General features: G+C 38.6%; 18 protein-coding genes. 11 read left to right on the forward strand and 7 right to left on the reverse strand.

Annotation, left to right across the window (positions count from 1 at the left end):
- The first annotated feature begins 202 nt into the window (after positions 1-202).
- From OK414_RS01315 to OK414_RS01330, 4 genes are all read left to right on the forward strand, one after another.
- The gene (locus OK414_RS01315; protein ID WP_013081462.1) at positions 203-1267 is read left to right on the forward strand and encodes a lactonase family protein; all 1065 of its coding nucleotides are present in this window, start codon (positions 203-205) and stop codon (positions 1265-1267) included.
- Positions 1268-1519: 252 nt separating this feature from the next.
- A complete protein-coding gene (locus OK414_RS01320; RefSeq protein ID WP_263045950.1) occupies positions 1520-2533 on the forward strand; it encodes a nitronate monooxygenase in 1014 nt (337 codons plus the stop codon).
- 63 nt (positions 2534-2596) lie between these two features.
- Positions 2597-3418 carry a MerR family transcriptional regulator gene (locus OK414_RS01325; RefSeq protein WP_026106487.1) on the forward strand — a complete coding sequence of 274 codons (822 nt, stop codon included), beginning with the start codon at positions 2597-2599 and terminating at the stop codon, positions 3416-3418.
- 67 nt (positions 3419-3485) lie between these two features.
- Positions 3486-4706, forward strand: a complete 1221-nt coding sequence (locus OK414_RS01330; protein ID WP_034654699.1) for a multidrug effflux MFS transporter — start codon at positions 3486-3488, stop codon at positions 4704-4706.
- A gap of 40 nt (positions 4707-4746) precedes the next feature.
- Here OK414_RS01330 and OK414_RS01335 read toward each other — a convergent pair whose 3' ends face one another.
- Positions 4747-5400, reverse strand: a complete 654-nt coding sequence (locus OK414_RS01335) for a hypothetical protein (protein WP_034654701.1) — start codon at positions 5398-5400, stop codon at positions 4747-4749.
- A gap of 214 nt (positions 5401-5614) precedes the next feature.
- On the opposite strand from OK414_RS01335, the gene OK414_RS01340 reads away from it, so the two are divergent.
- The 7 genes from OK414_RS01340 (at position 5615) to OK414_RS01370 (ending at position 12530) form a co-directional block, all read left to right on the forward strand.
- A complete protein-coding gene (locus OK414_RS01340; protein WP_034654703.1) occupies positions 5615-6136 on the forward strand; it encodes a M15 family metallopeptidase in 522 nt (173 codons plus the stop codon).
- A 466-nt stretch (positions 6137-6602) separates the two neighbouring features.
- On the forward strand, positions 6603-7331 hold the full coding sequence (locus OK414_RS01345; protein WP_034654705.1) for an amino acid ABC transporter ATP-binding protein: 729 nt from the start codon (positions 6603-6605) through the stop codon (positions 7329-7331).
- 21 nt (positions 7332-7352) lie between these two features.
- Entirely contained in the window at positions 7353-8168 is an 816-nt protein-coding gene (locus OK414_RS01350; RefSeq protein WP_013055073.1) for a transporter substrate-binding domain-containing protein, read from the forward strand.
- A gap of 74 nt (positions 8169-8242) precedes the next feature.
- Positions 8243-8881 carry an amino acid ABC transporter permease gene (locus tag OK414_RS01355; RefSeq protein ID WP_034654709.1) on the forward strand — a complete coding sequence of 213 codons (639 nt, stop codon included), beginning with the start codon at positions 8243-8245 and terminating at the stop codon, positions 8879-8881.
- A gap of 14 nt (positions 8882-8895) precedes the next feature.
- Positions 8896-9546, forward strand: coding sequence for an amino acid ABC transporter permease (locus OK414_RS01360; protein WP_263045951.1), 651 nt, complete (start codon positions 8896-8898; stop codon positions 9544-9546).
- Positions 9547-9769: 223 nt separating this feature from the next.
- Positions 9770-11125, forward strand: a complete 1356-nt coding sequence (locus tag OK414_RS01365; protein ID WP_013055076.1) for an amino acid permease — start codon at positions 9770-9772, stop codon at positions 11123-11125.
- Positions 11126-11252: 127 nt separating this feature from the next.
- The gene (locus OK414_RS01370; RefSeq protein WP_263045952.1) at positions 11253-12530 is read left to right on the forward strand and encodes a DUF445 domain-containing protein; all 1278 of its coding nucleotides are present in this window, start codon (positions 11253-11255) and stop codon (positions 12528-12530) included.
- 38 nt (positions 12531-12568) lie between these two features.
- Here OK414_RS01370 and OK414_RS01375 read toward each other — a convergent pair whose 3' ends face one another.
- From OK414_RS01375 to OK414_RS01400, 6 genes are all read right to left on the reverse strand, one after another.
- On the reverse strand, positions 12569-13108 hold the full coding sequence (locus tag OK414_RS01375; protein WP_034654714.1) for a PepSY domain-containing protein: 540 nt from the start codon (positions 13106-13108) through the stop codon (positions 12569-12571).
- A 133-nt stretch (positions 13109-13241) separates the two neighbouring features.
- The gene (locus OK414_RS01380; protein WP_034654715.1) at positions 13242-13817 is read right to left on the reverse strand and encodes a PepSY domain-containing protein; all 576 of its coding nucleotides are present in this window, start codon (positions 13815-13817) and stop codon (positions 13242-13244) included.
- Positions 13818-13889: 72 nt separating this feature from the next.
- Positions 13890-15236 (reverse strand): sensor histidine kinase, encoded by a 1347-nt coding sequence (locus OK414_RS01385; RefSeq protein ID WP_263045953.1) that lies wholly within the window; start codon positions 15234-15236, stop codon positions 13890-13892.
- Between the two features lie 3 nt (positions 15237-15239).
- The gene (locus OK414_RS01390) at positions 15240-15932 is read right to left on the reverse strand and encodes a response regulator transcription factor (RefSeq protein ID WP_095380359.1); all 693 of its coding nucleotides are present in this window, start codon (positions 15930-15932) and stop codon (positions 15240-15242) included.
- Between the two features lie 80 nt (positions 15933-16012).
- Positions 16013-17767: a sensor histidine kinase gene (locus OK414_RS01395; RefSeq protein ID WP_095380360.1), complete on the reverse strand. Its 1755-nt coding sequence runs from the start codon at positions 17765-17767 to the stop codon at positions 16013-16015.
- Positions 17764-18489, reverse strand: coding sequence for a response regulator transcription factor (locus OK414_RS01400; protein ID WP_047931866.1), 726 nt, complete (start codon positions 18487-18489; stop codon positions 17764-17766). Before OK414_RS01400 ends, OK414_RS01395 begins: the two co-directional genes overlap by 4 nt.
- Positions 18490-18632: the final 143 nt, after the last annotated feature.

Below are 18632 nucleotides of genomic sequence, written 5' to 3' on the forward strand. Positions count from 1 at the left end.
TGGGCGATATAAAATCATCCTTAATCATAACGCCCAATGGTAGGAAAATGCAAGATGCAGGCTTTAAAAGGAAGGGTTTGACGATAGGCATGTAGGGAAAACTGATAAATGAACGTTGAATTGGAGCATTCTCTATAACAAATGCGATATGATATAGTAAAATAAATGAAACAAAACAATTCTTTAGGAGGGGTATAGGAAAATGAGTGAACATGGAAAATTTATTGGGTTTGCAGGTACATATACAAAAGCAGGCAGTGAAGGTGTCTATACATTTACGTTAGATACGAAGGCTAAAAAGATTGTAGAAGTAAAAGCCGTGGCTAAAATTGAAAATCCTACATACTTAAATGCAAGCAAAGACAACAAACATCTTTATACAGTTATTAAAGAAGGAGAAAAAGGCGGAGTAGCTGCTTTTAAGATTGATCCAAACACAGGGCAATTAAAATTTGTAAACAGACAGCTGCTAGACGGTGCGCCTCCTTGCTACGTTTCAGTGAATGAAGATAATACGCTTGTTTTATCTGCTAATTTTCATAAAGGGAGCGTTGAGACGTATTCTGTTAATGAAGAAACAGGAGAAATTGAATATGTAGCATCCGTAGTGGAACATCCTCATTCAGACCTCAAAAAAGGACAAAAAGGAAAACCACACGTACACTATGCCGATTTTACTCCTGGAGAAAAGCACGTGGCCGTTGTGGACTTAGGTATTGATGAAATCGTGACATATGAAGTGGAAGATAATAAATTGAAGGAAGTCAACAGTCTTTCTACATCTGTTGGTTCGGGCCCTAGACATTTAACGTTCCATCCAAATGGACGCTATGCCTATGCAATGACAGAATTCAGTTCTGAAGTTTTATTTTTAACTTATGACGAAAGCAAAGGAAGCTTTACTCAACAACAAGCTACTTTAGCGATCCCGGCTGATTTTACAGAAAATAATCAAGGGAGTGCGATCCACATTTCTTCAGACGGCCGCTTTGTCTATGCAGGAAACCGCGGACATAACTCCATTGCAACATTCAAAGTAGATCAGGATTCTGGACAGTTAACATTCGTAGAATGGACAGGAACTGAAGGCGACTGGCCGCGCGATTTTGTTTTGGATCCAACAGAACAATTTATTGTGGCTTCTAATCAAGAAACAGGAAACTTGGTACTGTTTGAAAGAGACCAAGAAAGTGGAAAGCTAACGCTTCTTCAATCTAATGTCACGGTTCCAGAAGCTGTGTGCGTAAAGTTCCTCCACTACAAGTAATCGATGTAGAAAGTCAGACCTGATCCAAAAACAATCAGGTCTGACTTTCTAAACCTAAGCGGATGTCACTCCCCTTGCGGGGTTAGTGCCATCCGCTTAGGTGAACCTTTGAGGGAATAGTCAGGTAGTGCGCGTTCCTTAGCATCATTTATAATCTATCTATATATGGAAGAAAAACCCTTTTGGAGGGCTTTTTTTTCTGGGATTATAGTAGAATGAAGAGAGAACGCATGAAAGGCTGAGGTGATAAGTGTGAAAAATATATGTGAGTATCCAATTGTACAAGCTCCCATGGCAGGAGGAGTTTCGACGCCTAAACTAGCTGCAGCAGTATCTAATAGCGGAGGGCTAGGGTTTTTAGCTGCGGGATATAAAAGTGCGCATGAATTGGAGCAAGAAATTACAGAGATGCACTCACTTACGAAAAAAACTTTTGGAGTGAATCTGTTCGTTCCGACAAATGAAAAAATAGCAGTTGATGCACTTGATTGTTACCAAAAAGAACTGTCAAAAGCAGCTGAATATTTGGAGTGTCAAGTTGGTATACCAAAGAATGATGATGATGAATGGAATGCCAAGCTCGACATCATTCAAAAACATCGAGTACCTGCTGTGAGCTTTACATTTGGGTGCCCGGATCGAGAGATTGTAGCAAGTTTAAAAGGAATTGGAAGCCATGTTTTCGTTACGATTACAACACCTCAAGAAGCCGAAGTGGCTTTGAGAGCAGGAGCGGATGCCCTATGTTTGCAAGGAATTGAAGCCGGCGGCCATCGATCTACTTTTTTAGAGAGTTCGGTGGATTACCCGCTTATGAAATTGCTAAAAGAAGTTCGCTCAATCACTAAAAAGCCATTGATTGCTGCGGGAGGGTTGATGACGGGATCTGACATCAAACGTGTGTTACAAGAAGGAGCTTCTGCCGCTCAGTTAGGTACGGCTTTTATTTGTTGTCCAGAAAGCGGAGCGAGTGCTCTTCATAAAGAAAGCATTCTTCAAAAGCGTTTTAATGAAACAGGTGTCACACGAGCTTTTACAGGGAAACGTGCTAGAGGATTTGTGAATGCCTTTTTTATTTCCTATGATAAATCAGCACCATCCGCCTACCCTCATATTCATTACATGACAAAGCCTATTCGAGCAAAAGCTACACAAATGAATAATTCAGAGTATGCTTCTTTGTGGGCAGGAACTGGATTTACGCTGGCAAAAGAACTGCCTGCACATCTTATTGTGGAAGAGCTTGTACAAGAACTAAATGAATGATGAGAATTAAGGTGTTGCTTGCTTTAAGCGCAAGCAGCTTTACATAAAGAAGGTGAACTTATAGTGCAAAACAAATTTACGATTGGACAAATGGCTAGACTGCATGATATTTCGGTTAAAACACTTCGCTATTATGATGAAATTGGTCTATTTGAGCCTTACGAAGTTGATCCACAAACCGGTTATCGATATTATACGTTAGAACAATTTAAGAAATTAGATATCATTGTCTATTTAAAGCTGATGGGAGTTCCGTTAAAAGAAATTAAAAGAAAGATGGAGCACAGCAGCTTGGATGAATTTATTGAAACTTTAGCGGAATATCAGCAGGTAACAAAAGAAAAAATTCGTCACCTTCAAAGAGTGAATGCGCAGTTAACAACTCGAATGAAGGAATTAGAACAGACGAGACATATTAACCAAATAGGAGCCCCGTTCATCAAACACCTTTCTTCTCGTGAGGTTGTTCAAGTAAAAGCGGAGGTAGGCACGTTAGACGGGACTGAAAGTGTTCTGCGTGATTTAAAAAAGAAAATTAGTCATATTACCCCGATTATGATTGGGAAAGTAGGGTTTATGCTATCGGTAGAAAACACGAAAAAACAACAGTTTACAGATTACGATGGCATTTTTTTATTGGTCGAAAGCGATATTTCTTTTAAGCATGAACTCGTTACGTTAATACCTGAAGGCGATTACGCATCTATTTATATGAGAGAAAAGAGAGATACCACAGGAGTCTATTACGATGCGTTACTGAACTTTATTAAAGCGGAAGGATACAAAGCAGAAGGACCTTTTTTAATTCGGCGAATTGTAGATTCCTTTATTTCTCATCATGAAGAAGAGCGGCTGACTGAAATTCAAATTCGAATTACGTCTTGACTATCCAGTAGCTGGAGGGTTTAAGATGAGACTATTGTAGAACTGCTGAAGGGAGAGGCAACAATAGATGAATCAACAAAGTATTTCCCAAGGAATGTCTTTAAGCCGAGGAAATCGCATTTTATTTATTTTAATTTTGGGTTCACTGAGCGCATTTGGACCGTTATCAATCGATATGTATTTGCCAGCGCTGCCGACGCTTGCGAAAGAATTGCATACTTCAGCTTCTTTAGCGCAGGTCAGTCTGACAGCTTGCTTATTGGGCTTAGCATTTGGGCAAGTGGTCATGGGGCCATTCAGTGATATTCGCGGAAGGAAAAAGCCGCTTGTAGCAGCATTAATCACCTATGCAGTTGCATCTGTTTTATGCGTGTTTGCACCGTCTATTTGGATTTTTATCGTTTTGCGATTTATTCAAGGTATGGCAGGAGCAGCAGGAATGGTTATTTCAAGAGCAAGCGTGCGAGACTTGTTTTCAGGTTCGGATTTAACAAAGTTTTTTTCTATGCTTATGCTCGTAAATGGGTTAGCTCCTATTTTGGCTCCGGTTGCTGGCGGACAGCTGCTGACCATTATGTCGTGGCGAGGAGTATTTGGTGTGCTAGCAGTGATTGGTGCACTAATGTTTTTTGCCGTTTTATTTGGTTTAAAAGAAACGCTTCCGCTCGAACGCCGTAAAGAAGGCGGATTAACAGAAGTACTGCGTACATTTGGCGTATTGCTAAAAGATGGTGTCTTTGTGGGATATGCGCTGGCGCAAGGTTTTATTATGAGTGCCATGTTTGCTTATATTTCAGGTTCTACATTTGTCCTTCAAGATATTTATGGCCTGTCTCCGCAGATGTTCAGCTTTGTTTTTGCTATTAACGGTTTTGGACTCATTATAGCTACTCAAGTGACAGGACGTTTAGCGGGTAAAATAAAAGAAGCTACTCTTCTTATGTATGGGTTGCTTCAAGCAGCCGTTGGAAGCGTGATTTTAGTGGCCGTGATTGCTACTCACATGTCCGTTATTTTGGTCTGCATCTTGCTTTTCTTTGTAGTATCGAGCGTAGGAATTGTGAACACAACCGTTTTTTCACTCGCTATGGAAAATCAAGCTTCGAATGCGGGAAGTGCTTCAGCGCTTCTAGGGTTGCTTCCGTTCTTGCTCGGAGCAGCCGTAGCTCCTCTTGTTGGTCTTGGAGGAGGGCAAAATGCTCTGCCGATGGGCATTGTGATTATGGTCTGTGATTTATTAGCATTAGGTGTGTACATGACGTTAGTGAGAAGGAAAACTGCATCATAAAAAAGCTACTTGGCTTTCAACAGCCAAGTAGCTTTTTTAGTTATTGAGCTTTGTGCTCGTGATTTTCAAACGGTATTGTAACGCCAAGCTTTTGAATTTCTTTTTTTGCATTTTCCAAAATGGTTTCAGCTTTCGCTTTTGTTTCAGCATCTACCCCGCTTAGAAAATCTTTCTTTTTATCAGGAAAATTCACGCCAAGTTCCTTTAATTTGGCTTCCGCTTGTTCCTTAGTCAGCGTGCCGTCGCGAAGCTGATCCATAATAGCCTTCGCTTTTTTCTTTGTAGCCGCATCTAAATTGTTAAAAGGACCGCCTTTATGTTCAGGCAAGTTCACGCCAAGTTCCTTTAATTTGGCTTCCGCTTGTTCTTTAGTCAGCGTGCCGTCGCGGAGCTGATCCATAATAGCTTTCGCTTTTTTCTTTGTAGCCGCATCTAAATTGCTGAAGGGGCTGTCTTTGTGCTGAGGCAAGTTTACGCCGAGTTTCTGTAATTTTTCCTGTGCTTTTTTCATAATATCATCAACTTTTTGTTGTGTTGCATCATCCATATTTGTTGTACTGCCATTTGTTCGCTCTACAACTGTTGAAGAGCTTGTTTCATTTTTGCTTGCTGCAAATGCCGTGGAATTTGCAGCTGCCATAACTCCTAGTGTTAAACCGCTTGCCATGATATAACCGAATAGTTTCTTTTTCATGCTGTTGTCACTCCTTAAAAGTTATAGGGGTGTGGTACAGAGCTGTCCACAATTGTTAATGTAACCACCAATAGTGAAAAAATGGTGAAAATAGATAAAAAACGAAAAAATATAGACGTGTGTTGAACACTACGGCTCTTTTATTGGATAACAAAATGAAATTCGATATGATTTTATCTAAACAGCAGCAAAAAAGAATGGAGACTTTATATAGATGAACATTCTTAAAAAATTGGGAATAGCTTTGATAGTTGCGATAGCGGTAAGCCTGGTATTTTTGTTTCGCGATGAGTTAAAGCCTGGGCCAACGCTAGAAGATTTTTCAGGAGCAACTGAGTTGCATCCTGTCGTAGAAGAAAAGAAAAATAAACTTGTTCAACAAGCAAGTGACCAAGGAATCTCAATTGTCATTACGGAAGGTTTCCGTTCAAAAGAAGAACAAGATAAGCTTTATGCAAAAGGCAGGACGGAAGAAGGCAATATTGTTACCTACTCAAAGGGCGGCCAGTCTTATCATAACTATGGACTAGCTATTGATTTTGCTATTCAGTTAAAAGACGGACGAGTTATTTGGGATATGGAATATGACGGTAACAATAACAATCAGTCTGATTGGATGGAGGTTGTAGATATCGCAAAAAATTTAGGGTTCGAATGGGGAGGAGACTGGCAAGGTTTTAAAGACTATCCGCATTTTCAAATGAGTCCGGAAAATATAACAAACCGCACACGCTAACAAAGCGTGTGTTTTTTTGAGGGGTAATATAATTTCGCTATATTTATGTCAGAACCTCTAACACGACTTAAGGCTTGTACTTTCTTTTTTTATTAATTTATAGATACTAGGTTTTTATATATCACTATAACAAAAATGCCGATAGGAAGTTAGTAAGAGGTAGGATTGTAGAGAACTGTTTCATAAAAACAAAAGACAATTCGTATAAAGATACGCGTTAACTAATATAATCTATTGATTAAGCTTATACAAGTACCTTCAGCCTAGCGAACGTATACTTACATATCGGCAGCTACCGACAAAACCTTTTGTTTTTCTAGCATATTTTATTTGAAGATAGTTCATTTTGATTACAAAAAAGAGATAATTTGTCAACTATTGACTTTATTCTAAGGGTAAGAATATAATTTTTAACATATTTTAAAAATTTTAAATATTTAAACTTTTACAGATTAGGAGGGAGAAAATGATTGTTTTTAAGGGAGTGAATAAATATTACGGTGATTTTCACGTATTAAAAGATATCAATTTAACAATTAAAAAAGGCGAAGTAGTCGTTGTAATTGGCCCTTCGGGTTCGGGGAAAAGTACGATGCTGCGCTGCATAAATTATTTAGAAACAATATCTAATGGACAGTTAACGGTAAATAATATATTGGTCGCGGATAAAAAAACAAATATTAATAAACTGCGCCGCAATATAGGTATGGTGTTTCAGCATTTTTATTTATATCCGCATAAAACAGTTTTAGAAAATATCACTTTAGCACCTATGAAAGTATTGGGACAGTCGTCAGAAGAAGCTAAGAAGACAGCCCTATACTATTTAAATAAAGTCGGAATCGGTGAAAAAGCTAACGCCTACCCGTCCCAGCTTTCAGGCGGCCAGCAGCAGCGTGTAGCTATTGCGAGGGGACTTGCGATGAAACCAGAAATTATGCTTTTTGATGAGCCTACCTCTGCTCTTGATCCAGAAATGATTGGAGAAGTGCTGGATGTCATGAAAACATTGGCTAAAGAAGGAATGACCATGGTAGTTGTAACTCATGAAATGGGGTTTGCAAAAGAAGTAGCGGACCGCATTGTATTTATGGATCAAGGAAAAATCTTAGAAGAGGCAACTCCGGCTGAGTTTTACGAAAACCCGCAAGAAGAAAGGGCACGTTTATTTCTTAGCCGTATTTTAAATCATTAATTGTTTAATAGGGGGAGTAATATGAAGAAATCAAAAACGTTTTTAAAGGCAGCTGTGCTTTCATTAGCAGCGGCTATGATGTTAGCAGCTTGTGGAGGGAAAAGTGAAGAAACGAGTGGATCATCAGCTAAAAAAGATGCGCTCACTGAAATCAAAGACCGAGGGAAAATCGTCATCGGAGTTAAAAATGATACGCGTTTGTTTGGCTTAAAGAATCCAAAGACGGGTGAAGTAGAAGGTTTTGATGTTGATATTTCTAAGCAGCTGGCTAAAGAGATTTTAGGTGATGAAAACAAGGTGGAATTTAAAGAAGTTACGTCTAAAACAAGGGTTCCTCTTCTTCAAAAAGGAGATATTGATGCTGTTGTTGCGACAATGACTATTACAGATGAACGTAAAAAAGAAGTAGACTTTACGGATGTATATTTCCAAGCTGGACAGTCTCTGCTTGTGAAAAAAGGCAGTAAAATTAAAAGCGTTGATGATTTGAAGAAAGGTACTAAAGTGTTGGCTGTTAAAGGATCAACTTCAGCTATTAATATTCGCGAAAAAGCACCAGAGACAACGGTATTAGAGTTTGAAAACTATGCAGAAGCATTTACAGCTTTAAAATCTAAGCAAGGAGATGCTTTAACAACTGATGATGCTATTCTTTATGGAATGGCTGATGAAGATCCTTCTTATGAATTGGTAGGAAAGCCGTTCACAGAAGAGCCTTATGGCATTGCTGTGAAAAAAGGAAACAAAGAGCTAGTAGATGCATTAAACGATGCGCTTAAAAAGATAAAAGACTCTGGAAAATATGATGAAATTCACGACAAGTGGATCAAACAATAAGCGTACAGTTTTCTTTTCTCAGGATGAGCAGCATTATGCTCATCCTGCTTGTTTAGTTGAAAGGAGGAAGAAAATTGTTGGATTTTTCAATTCTGACGAACAATATGGATCTTTATTTAGAAGGTTTTAAGTACACCATTATCGCCAGTCTGATTGCTTTAGTGGCCAGTTTTGTACTTGGTACAATCATTGCGGTAATGCGAATAGCCCCTCTCAAAATAGTAAATGTAATTGGTACGGTCTATGTAGAGTTCATTCGTAATATTCCACTTGTGGTTATCGTTTTTTTTATTTTTATCGTGGCGGGAATCAGCGGTACAGCGGCCGGAGTGCTGGGACTAACTATTTATACGGCAGCTTTTATCGCCGAAGCTATACGAGCAGGAATTATGGCGGTTCCAAAAGGGCAACTTGAAGCGGCACGTTCATCCGGCCTTACGTACGGTCAGGCGATGCGATTCATTATATTGCCTCAAGCAATTAAAATCGTCATTCCTCCTCTAGGGAATCAATTTATTAATTTAGTGAAAAACTCATCCGTGTTAGGGATTGTTGCTGGTTTTGACTTAATGTATCAGGCAGATCTTGTTTCCTCTCGAACGTACGTAGTGTTTGATGTGTATATTTTTGTGGCTTTGTTCTATTTAGTTCTAACCATTCCGTTGAGTTTAGGAGTGGGTTATCTTGAAAAACGTCTTGGTAAAGCAAGCTGAAAGGAGTGAAAGTGATGAATTTTATGGGTGCTTATTCTCCCGATCATCTTTCCTTCTTAATGGAAGGATTTTGGGTCACTTTAAAAGTAGCATTCATTTCGATTGTATTAAGTTTTCTTATTGGAAGTATAGTAGGTATTTTAAGGTATGCCCGCATTCCAGTTCTGTCTCATGTACTCGCTTTTATCGTAGAAATTATCCGGAATTTGCCGCTGCTTTTAATCATCTTTTTTACATACTTTGCTTTACCTGAAATCGGAATTGATATGGAAATTACGTCAGCAGCGATTGTGGCCCTCACTGTATTTGAATCTGCTATGATTTCAGAGATTATCCGAAGCGGATTAAAATCAATTGAAAAAGGACAAATCGAAGCGGCGCGATCATCAGGTTTAAACTATTATCAAACGCTTCGTTTCATTGTGCTGCCCCAAGCTTTGCGGAGAATGGTACCTCCTTTAGTTAGTCAATTTATTTCCTTATTGAAAGATACGTCGCTTGCAGTAGTGATCGCACTTCCTGATTTGCTGCATAACGCTCAAATCATTTACGGCCAGAAACAAAGTTACGTGGTGCCGATGTTTCTAATCATCGCGATGATGTATTTTATTGTAAACTATGCTTTATCCATCATTGCACGAAGACTAGAAGTCACAAGGGTATAGATACTCTTTTGACTTTATTTTTGGAAAATAAATAACATTGACAATGTATTGATTCAACGCATAAAATGACTAAAGTAACAGTGGTAAAATCAGATCATTTTCATTCATCATAGAGAAGAAAAACAGTGTTGGTTCACCCCCTACTGAATATCCGGTAGGGTTTTTTGCGCAAGAAGTGATTTGGTTAAACTAACACGTAAAATGAACAGAAGGGACGGGCATCATGGAAAAACAAGATCAAAATTTAAAAAAAGGTCTGTTGCCTCGCCATGTGCAGCTCATTGCGCTTGCCGGTATGATTGGGACAGGCATTTTTAAAGGCAGTGCTGATACGCTAGGTATTGCAGGACCAAGTGTTGTACTGGCGTATTTATTTGGTGGTCTTATCTTATTTATTGTAATGACAGCATTGGCGGAGATGGCGATTGTCTATCCGAATATGAACGTACAAAATTTAGTGCATAAGGCATTCGGTACGCAAACCTCTTTTATTGTAGGGTGGTTGTACTGGGTGAACTGGATTGTCGTGACAGTTGTTGAACTGCTAGCGGGGGGAAGCTTTTTGAAGTTTTGGTTCCCTTCTGTACCTCTTTGGCTCTTAAGCTTTCTCTGTGCAGTGCTGATTGTAGGGATGAATTTATTTCAAGTGAAGTATTACGGAGAAATTGAGTTTTGGTTTGCCGGTATTAAAGTAATTGCTCTTACTGCTTTTATCATTTTGGGAGCTTTCATTTTATTCGGTGTAATTCCAAGTGATGTGCAAAACCCTTGGGCAAATTATACGGCTCATGGAGGCTTTTTCCCTCACGGCATGAGCGGTGTGCTGAGTGCCTTTTTAATTGTAATGTTCTCTTACGGCGGAGCTGAATTAATTGGTGTGGCCGTAACGGAAACAAAAGATGTGAAAAACGTCTTACCGAAAGTGATCAAAGGCACAGTATGGCGAGTGATTGGTTTTTATATTTTGCCTATTTTAATTATTTGCGGCCTTATGCCCTGGAATTCTGTATCCGGACAAGACAGTCCATTTGTCCAAGTTTTTAGTATCACCGGACTGCCGGGTGCGGCTCATATTATGAACTTCGTTTTATTGACGGCCGTTTTATCAGCAGCGAATTCAGGAATGTATGCAACTTCTCGTACGCTCTATGCTATGGCTCAAAGCGGAGAAGCATCAAAGCGCTTCTTGAAAGTTTCGAAAAACGGTATCCCGATTAATGGTTTGATGATTACGGCTGTTTGTATTTTAATGGGTGTGTTTTTAGCGTATAAGACGCCGGATAATGTAATTAGTTATTTAATGACTATTCCGGGTTTCACGATTATTCTTATTTGGGTAAGCATTTGTTTAGCTCAATTAAAGTTGCGTAAAGGGTATAAAGAAAAGCCGTTTTTTGCCTTGAAGTGGTTTCCTTATACAACGCTTTTTGCAACAGCAGCACTGCTTGTTATTTTTGTATCGTTTATGTTTAATAAAAACAATGTGATTGGATCAAGCGTATGTGCAGTTATTCTCGTTGTACTCCTCATTTTTTCATTTATTAATAAAAGTCGAAAAGAAAAAAAGTTTGAAGTATAGCAAAAAGGCAATATACTAGAAAGACGAGGGTAAAAGCTTGTCTTTCTTTTTTTGCGGAAGTTTCTGTATCACGTTACATATTTCTAGATGAAATGTTTAGTTAAATAAATAAAGGATGAGGACTATAATGGAATCAAATAATGTATTTACAACAAACCCAAAGAAGAAATCAAAGCACTTAGCCGTGATTTCTTTGGCGATTATGGGAGTGGGCTTCGTTGCCACAATGCCTTTTGGTGATTCGATTTGGGGACGTTTGCTTCAAGGTGGATTCGAAGCTGGATTAGTCGGAGGACTAGCGGATTGGTTTGCTGTTACGGCTCTTTTTCGTCACCCTTTAGGCATTCCTATTCCACACACTGCGTTGCTTCCTAAAAACAGACAGCGTATTACAAGAGGGTTAGTCTCAACGCTTGAAAATGACTGGCTGTCAAAAGAAAGTATTCAAGAAAAAGTAAAAAGAATTGCGTTTACAAAGCGTTTGCTTCCAATTGTTCGAAAAGGTGTTCATTCGGAAACGATTCAAACAAAAGGAACAGCACTGCTTGTTGATGCCATTAATCGTGTGGATACAGAGAAAGTCGTTCCTATTATTGAAAAAGAGCTTAAATCATCGCTTTCAGCAATAGAGTTAAAGCCTATTGTGCATTCGATTGTTGGAGAAGTGGTAAAAAATCAGTATGATAAAAAAGCGCTTGATGGTCTTTTAAATAAAGGAGAGAGCTGGATTAAAAAAGAAGAAACGCAGTATCAGCTCGGAAGTATTGCTAAAAATGCGCTTGATAATATTGAGCTTGATGGTATTTTACAATTTGCTCTCAAATCATTTCAAAGCATGATTAATGAAGAGAAGCTAGGGTCTATTTTGCAAAATTTATTGCTTTCTATTACAGGGCGTCTTCGTAACGAAGAGGATGAATACCGCCTTGCTTTGGTAAATGGAATTAGAAAAGAGCTGCAAGGCTTGGAGCAGAATGAAGAACTTCTTGAAAAATTAGAAGCATGGAAACAAAAAACGATTAATGAATTAAATGTAACGAATAAATTAACAGAAATCGTCGATAAAATGAAAGCGAAAGTGACAGTATTCATTGAAAGCCCTGAATTTATGAAAAGCTACGCGGTTCCTTACGCAGAGAGCTGGCTGAATGCTCTTGAAAAGGATGCACAGCGTCAAGGAGCAATTGATACGGCTATTCAAAAGCAAATCATGAGCTTTGTAGAAGAGAATCATTCGAAAATTGGACAGCTTGTTCAAGAAAACTTAGATAAATTAGATGATGAAACACTTGTGGATATGATGGAAAACAATGTCGGAAAAGATTTGCAGTGGATTCGAGTGAACGGAGCTCTATGTGGATTCTTGATTGGTATTGTATTAACGGTTATTAAATTAGCGGTGTAAAAAAAGAAGCACGCTCCTTTTGGAGTGTGCTTTTTCTATTAATCATCTAGTTCTACACTGATTACGTTACCGTTTTTGGCATCTACTGAAACAGTTGCTTCACGTTTATCAGCTGTGTCAATTTCAATTTCATATACTAAACGGTTGTTTTCTTGGTCTAGATCCGTTTCATTGACGGTTCCTTTAGCACTCTTTAAAGCTGTTTTTATCGCTTGATCTAATGAAATAGCAGGGGAAATGTTTTGAAGTTCCTCTTCTTTCTCATCTTCATCGTCTTTTTGCTCTTCATCAAATTCAATGATTTTACCGCTGCTGCTGTCAATGTCTACATCGTATTCTTTATTACCTTTTGTGACGTCTACTTCATATTGTTTAACGCCGTCATCTATGGCTAATTGGATATTTGTAATGTCGCCGCCGTCTGTTTTTTGAAGGGCAATGTCTTTTGCTTTTGCTTCTTCAATCGTTGTGGTTTGCTTCTTATCATTGCTTTTAGACTGGTCTGTCATTGCATATGCGCTTGCACCTAATCCACCGACTAGTACTGCACTGGCTAAAACGGTTGTAATAACTTTCATATGTTATGGCCTCCTCGATTTGTTGTTAAAACTATCTTAGCCAATGAACTTTAAAGGAAAAGAAGAAGAAGTTTAAAATTTTCTTAGAAATAAATAAAAATGGATAAAAAAAGCACAGCTTTCCGCTGTACTTTTAATCATCGTCAGTTTCATAGGTGATGGAATCTACATGTCCAGAGTAAGCATTGATCATCACTTTAGCTTCTCTTGTTTTAGACTGATCAATTTCGACTTCGTAGAAGATTTGGCCTTCTTCCTCTTCTATTTCAACTGAGGAAAACGTTCCTTTTACTTTTTGTAAAGCAATGTCTCTTGCTTGTTCCATTGAAATGAGAGGCTCGTCGGATGTAGGAGAAACTGGTGGCTGCTCGCTCTTTTTTTGCTCTTCTTCTATATTATTTTTAGTTTGAGTAGACGTTTGTTTCTCTACTTTTTGTTTGATTAATGACTGGACTTCTCCATTTTCTCCATTTACTGTGATGTGGTATGGAATATCATTTTTAAGCAAAGTGATTCGATAAATCGGTTCATCATCTTTTTGGGAAAAGCTTGCATTTTCAATAGTGCCGCCATATTTTTGCTGAATCATACTGCTGACGTCTGATTCCGATAAAATTGTATCAGGCCGATTCACTGCTTTTGCTATTCCGTAAAAGCAAGCTGAACCAACAGCAAGAAAAATAAGTATAAAAAGCACCGTTTTCTTCATACATTCACCTCCAGTATCTTAAAAAGTAGTATAGCAGGCAATTCTTAAAAATCTCTAAGAAAAGGCGAGAAATCAAAGAGGAAAGGAAACCGTTACTGATGTCCCTTTTCCTTCTTGGCTGTTAATCTCAATACGTCCGCTATGGGCTTCTACAATCTTTCGAGCAATGGATAATCCAAGCCCTGAACCACCGGTTTCTCGATTTCTTGCTTTATCTACGCGAAAAAAGCGTTCATATACGTTTGATAAGTCTTCTTTTGGAATACCGATTCCTTGATCTGTGACCGTAATCATAAAGCTTTCGCTTCTTGTTATAGTTACTTCCACTGCTTTTTCACTATATTTAATGGCATTATCTAAGAGGATGTACAGCAGCTGCTTTAAGCGTTTTTCATCCGCTGTTACGACGGGATGATCCGTTTTTATATTTAAATAAATGGTTCGTTCAAAAGCTTGTTCTAGATGCTTGATTGTTTGGTTACAGACGGCCGCCGCATCTACGTGTTCCATGTGAAGCTTCCACTGCGACTCATCTTTCGCAAGCACCAGCATTTGAGACGTAAGCTGTTTCATGCGTAAAGACTCAGAGTGAATGGCTTCGATGGCTTCTTCTAAAATATCTGGACGCTTCATTCCCCATCGTTTTAGCATATTGGCATAGCTTTCTACAACGGTAAGGGGTGTTTTTAATTCATGAGAAGCATCGGATACGAACTGCTCTTGTTTTTTATAGTTTTCCTCTAATAAATCCATCATATTATTGAAGGTATTGGCCATTTGATCTAACTCATCTTTAGAAGAAGAAGAGAGATCAATTTTTTTAAATGTGCGAGACACTTGAATTTCTTCCATAGTATGAATAAGAGATTTGATAGGCCGCAAAATAATTTTACTTAAAAGCCGTCCGGCAAATATGGTCGGAATTAATATAACAAGAGAGGCAATGAGCAAGATAAATTTTAATGTCTGCAGAGATTGTTCCACATCTGCCAGCTGTTCTGTGACTTCCAAAGAAACAACTTCGCCGTTCGTCCAAATGACGGGGGTATGCGAAATTGCGTATAGGTGGCCGTCGTCTTCTTTGATTGTTGTTTGTTCATTTGAATAATAAGAATAAGGCAAGTCCTGAAGCTCTTTCGTTTGATCAGTAACCGATACAACTAAAGGACCCCCTGATTTAGGCAAAATGCGAATCATTCCGTTAGGAGGCAAATAGGCACGAAGCAAATTGGCTTGTTTAACCGTCGCACTCGTTTGCTTTAGCCCATTTGTTACATTGCTTGTTTCTGCTTGCAAACGTTCCATTGCGTTGTCTTCCATGGTTTTCTTGAAAATGAAGTAAATCGAACTGTTTGCAATTACTAAGAGAATAAAAAGCAGGGCGGTTGATGTAAGGATAATCTTTGTTTGCAGTTTCATAAGCTACTCCTTCAGCATGTAGCCAACGCCGCGCACTGTTTGAATATAAGGTGTTGAAAATGGTGCATCAATCTTTTTGCGCAAATAACGAATGTATACGTATACAATATTGGTGTCTCCGTAGTAATCAAATCCCCACACGTTTGTAAGAAGCTGTTCAAAGCTCAGCACTTGATTGTTGTTTTGAAGCATATAGACAAGCAAATCATATTCTTTAGGAGTCAGCTCAATAGCTTCATTTTCACGCGTGACTTCTCGCGTTTTTTCATTAACAACTAAAGTTCCTAGCTTCAGAGTATCTGCTTCTTTTTCAACAGGAGGCGCTGATGCAGGATGGCGAAGCCATACGCGAATGCGTGCAAAAAGCTCCTCAATTTGAAAGGGCTTTGTAATGTAATCGTTCGCTCCTAAATCTAGTCCGCTTACCTTATCAGGAAGGGCGTCTCGAGCGGTTAATAAGATAACGGGCGTTTGATCATCATTTGCTCGAATGCGGCGCAATACTTCGAGTCCGCTCAGTTCAGGAAGCATCACATCTAAAAGCAGCAAATCCCAATCGTGTTCTTGAAACTCTGCCAATCCTTCTGTGCCCGTATAAGCCATGCCGGTTTCATAGCCTTCATGTTCAAGCTCGAGCTGAATTAAACGAGCAATTTTGCGCTCATCTTCTACAATTAAAATTCTGCCTTTACTCAAAAAAATTCCCCCTTGTGTCTATGTATAGTTGCGTACATTATAGCACGGAGAGATTCGGGGTGTATAAAAACAGCCGGAAGTTAAGCCGGCTGCTGATTTGTTGAAAGAGGAATGTCCAAGGTAATGGCAGTGCCTTTATGAAGAGCAGATTTCACTTCAATATGCCCTTTATGAAGCTCGCAAATGGCTTTTGCGATGCTCATGCCAAGTCCAGCACCCTCTGTTTTTTCGGTTGTATTTGTGCCGCGGTAATAGCGGTCAAATAAATTTTTCTGTGTTTCTTCATCCATTCCAATTCCATCATCTTGAATCGTAATCAAGACGCGGTCACTTTTTATCACGGTCGAAATTGTAATGGTAGTGTTCTTAGGGTTATGTTTAATAGCATTAAAAATTAAATTATCAAGCATTCGTTCAAACCAGCGCGGGTCAGCTTGAGTAAAAGGTTGAAGATGAGCGGGCACATAAGAGAAGTGAACATTTTCAATGGTTCGATCGTTAACGAATTTTAAAACAATATGCTGAAGTAATTGATGAACATCCACTTTTTTTGTTTCTAAAACAACCACGTTATTTTTAAGCTTAAAAGCCAGTGAAAAATCCTCTACAAGCTCCACCATGTATTCACTTTTATCACGGAGTGTTTGGCCAATTTCTTTTAACTCTTCTTCGTTCCAATTGTAATGGCCGCTTTCAAGCATATGCCCATATCCTTGAATCGTCGAAAGAGGTGTGCGCAAATCATGTGATATTCCCGTCATCCATTCTTCGCGAGTAGTTTCTAGCTGTTTTCGTTCTTTTTCAGCTAAGCTAAGCTGCTCCGCCATCTCATAAAAAGCTGTGATTACTTCTGAATACAGGCGATATTGAAAACGTACTTTTCCATTCTTCCGAAAGACGCGCTTCCGCTCTTTTTCTGTTAGCACTTCTGAATAGTTTCCGCTTCCCATACGTCCGAGCCAGCTGGTGAAGAGAAGTAAGGGCCCGCCGTAGCGAAAAGCGTTCCAGATGGAGAAGGTGATAGTTGCTATAAGAACAGAAACAGCCACGATAATGGAGATCATCCAAGCTTTTCGAATAATAGATTCATCAGTTATACTGTGGTGATTATTGGGAGTGTAAAAAATCCATGAAATTTTCTTCTTCGAGTCATGGAATACAGTAGCTGTTGAATCATATTTATCTTGTTCAATTTTTCGGGAAATAATTTCTAAAGGATCGTAACTTGTTTTTTCTTTAGACATTCTAATTGAAGCTAAGATATCACCTTTATCATTTAAAATTTGAAGCGAAGCATTTTTTTCTTTTAATGCCTTCTTGATAAGAGGAATATCGCTTTTTGGAGGCACACCTTCCTTATTATAGTTAGCATACATAGCATATAGCTGGTCTTTTAAATCACTTTTATAGCCCAAAATATAATAAGTAGGTGTAGTCAAAAAGGTATCAAGTTCTGTTACTACATTATAGTCTTTAAACTTTTTGGTTTTATCCATTTCTAATAGCTCTGAAAGACCGTAGTGCTTGGGTAAGTCTTTTGGGGAGTTGACTTCTCCAATTACTTTTCCTTGTTTGTTCAGTACTTGGTACCATAGTCCTTCTTGTTTAAGCTGTTTTGCTAAATCATCTGAAACGGTTGCTTTTCCACCTTCAACTGTTGTATCCCCGGTTAACACGCTAAGTGATCCAGAGGGTAAGTCTCTTTTGATATCTTGCTTTGAAAGGTAATAAGCTAGAAACATTAAAGCGCAAAAAAGAACGCAGCAAACACATGCAATAATCGCAATAAACTGAAATGAAAAATGAAAGGTCAACCTTCTTTTAATGGATTTCATAGCGCTTTTCCGTTCACTAATTTATACCCAAGCCCTCGTACCGTAACTAAATGTTTTGGGTTGCTAGGATTATCTTCAATTCGTTCTCGAATTCTTCGAATATGCACGGTTACTGTATTATCGTCTACAAACTGATTATATCCCCAGACGGCTTCAAGAAGCTGTGATTTAGAAAGAACAATATTCATATTTTTACAAAAGTGAAGAAGCAATAAAAACACTTGGGCGGGGCAAGAAACCGTTTGACCATCCACAATGAGTTCTCCTGCCGATTCATCTACAGTAAAACGATCAAACTCATAGCGATTTGACGATTGTGGTTCCGTTCTTATAAAAGTTCCTTCAGTCAGCACTTGCTTTCTGCGCAGTCGTGCTTTAATTCGTGCCGCAATTTCTAAAGGATTAAACGGCTTAGTTACGTAGTCGTCTCCTCCCATGGCGAAACCCGTTAGTACGTCCAGGTCGGATACTTTGGCTGTTATGAATAAAATATACGCGTTTGAGAGCTCACGAATTTTAGGACAGATATCAAATCCGCTTTGATCGGGAAGCATTACGTCCAACAAAATAATATCAATTGTTTGATTATGTAAAACATCCAGCGCTTCTTGAGCGGTGTGAGCTTTATAAATTTGGTTGAATCCTTCTTTTTTTAATACTGTCTCCAGCATTTTGACGATGGCAACTTCATCATCAACTAGCAATATAGACGCATCTTCCAACGTAAATCACCTCTGTTTCATTTCATACGTATTCGATTTTAGCATAAGAACATTACGAAAAGATTAACAAAATTGGAAAATGTTAAGGAAAAGATAATCTCCTGGTTATTTTCTTGAAAACTTCATTTCATATACTAAATGCA

This window comes from Priestia sp. JV24, assembly GCF_025910025.1.
In the GTDB taxonomy this organism is placed as follows: Bacteria; Bacillota; Bacilli; order Bacillales; family Bacillaceae_H; genus Priestia; species Priestia megaterium.

Coding starts and splice junctions, on each gene's coding strand:
- OK414_RS01315 (WP_013081462.1), top strand. CDS start 203: ATGAGTGAACATGGAAAATTTATTGGGTTTGCAGGTACATATACAAAA.
- OK414_RS01330 (WP_034654699.1), top strand. CDS start 3,486: ATGAATCAACAAAGTATTTCCCAAGGAATGTCTTTAAGCCGAGGAAAT.
- OK414_RS01335 (WP_034654701.1), bottom strand. CDS start 5,400: ATGAAAAAGAAACTATTCGGTTATATCATGGCAAGCGGTTTAACACTA.
- OK414_RS01340 (WP_034654703.1), top strand. CDS start 5,615: ATGAACATTCTTAAAAAATTGGGAATAGCTTTGATAGTTGCGATAGCG.
- OK414_RS01345 (WP_034654705.1), top strand. CDS start 6,603: ATGATTGTTTTTAAGGGAGTGAATAAATATTACGGTGATTTTCACGTA.
- OK414_RS01350 (WP_013055073.1), top strand. CDS start 7,353: ATGAAGAAATCAAAAACGTTTTTAAAGGCAGCTGTGCTTTCATTAGCA.
- OK414_RS01360 (WP_263045951.1), top strand. CDS start 8,896: ATGAATTTTATGGGTGCTTATTCTCCCGATCATCTTTCCTTCTTAATG.
- OK414_RS01365 (WP_013055076.1), top strand. CDS start 9,770: ATGGAAAAACAAGATCAAAATTTAAAAAAAGGTCTGTTGCCTCGCCAT.
- OK414_RS01370 (WP_263045952.1), top strand. CDS start 11,253: ATGGAATCAAATAATGTATTTACAACAAACCCAAAGAAGAAATCAAAG.
- OK414_RS01375 (WP_034654714.1), bottom strand. CDS start 13,108: ATGAAAGTTATTACAACCGTTTTAGCCAGTGCAGTACTAGTCGGTGGA.
- OK414_RS01380 (WP_034654715.1), bottom strand. CDS start 13,817: ATGAAGAAAACGGTGCTTTTTATACTTATTTTTCTTGCTGTTGGTTCA.
- OK414_RS01385 (WP_263045953.1), bottom strand. CDS start 15,236: ATGAAACTGCAAACAAAGATTATCCTTACATCAACCGCCCTGCTTTTT.
- OK414_RS01395 (WP_095380360.1), bottom strand. CDS start 17,767: ATGAAATCCATTAAAAGAAGGTTGACCTTTCATTTTTCATTTCAGTTT.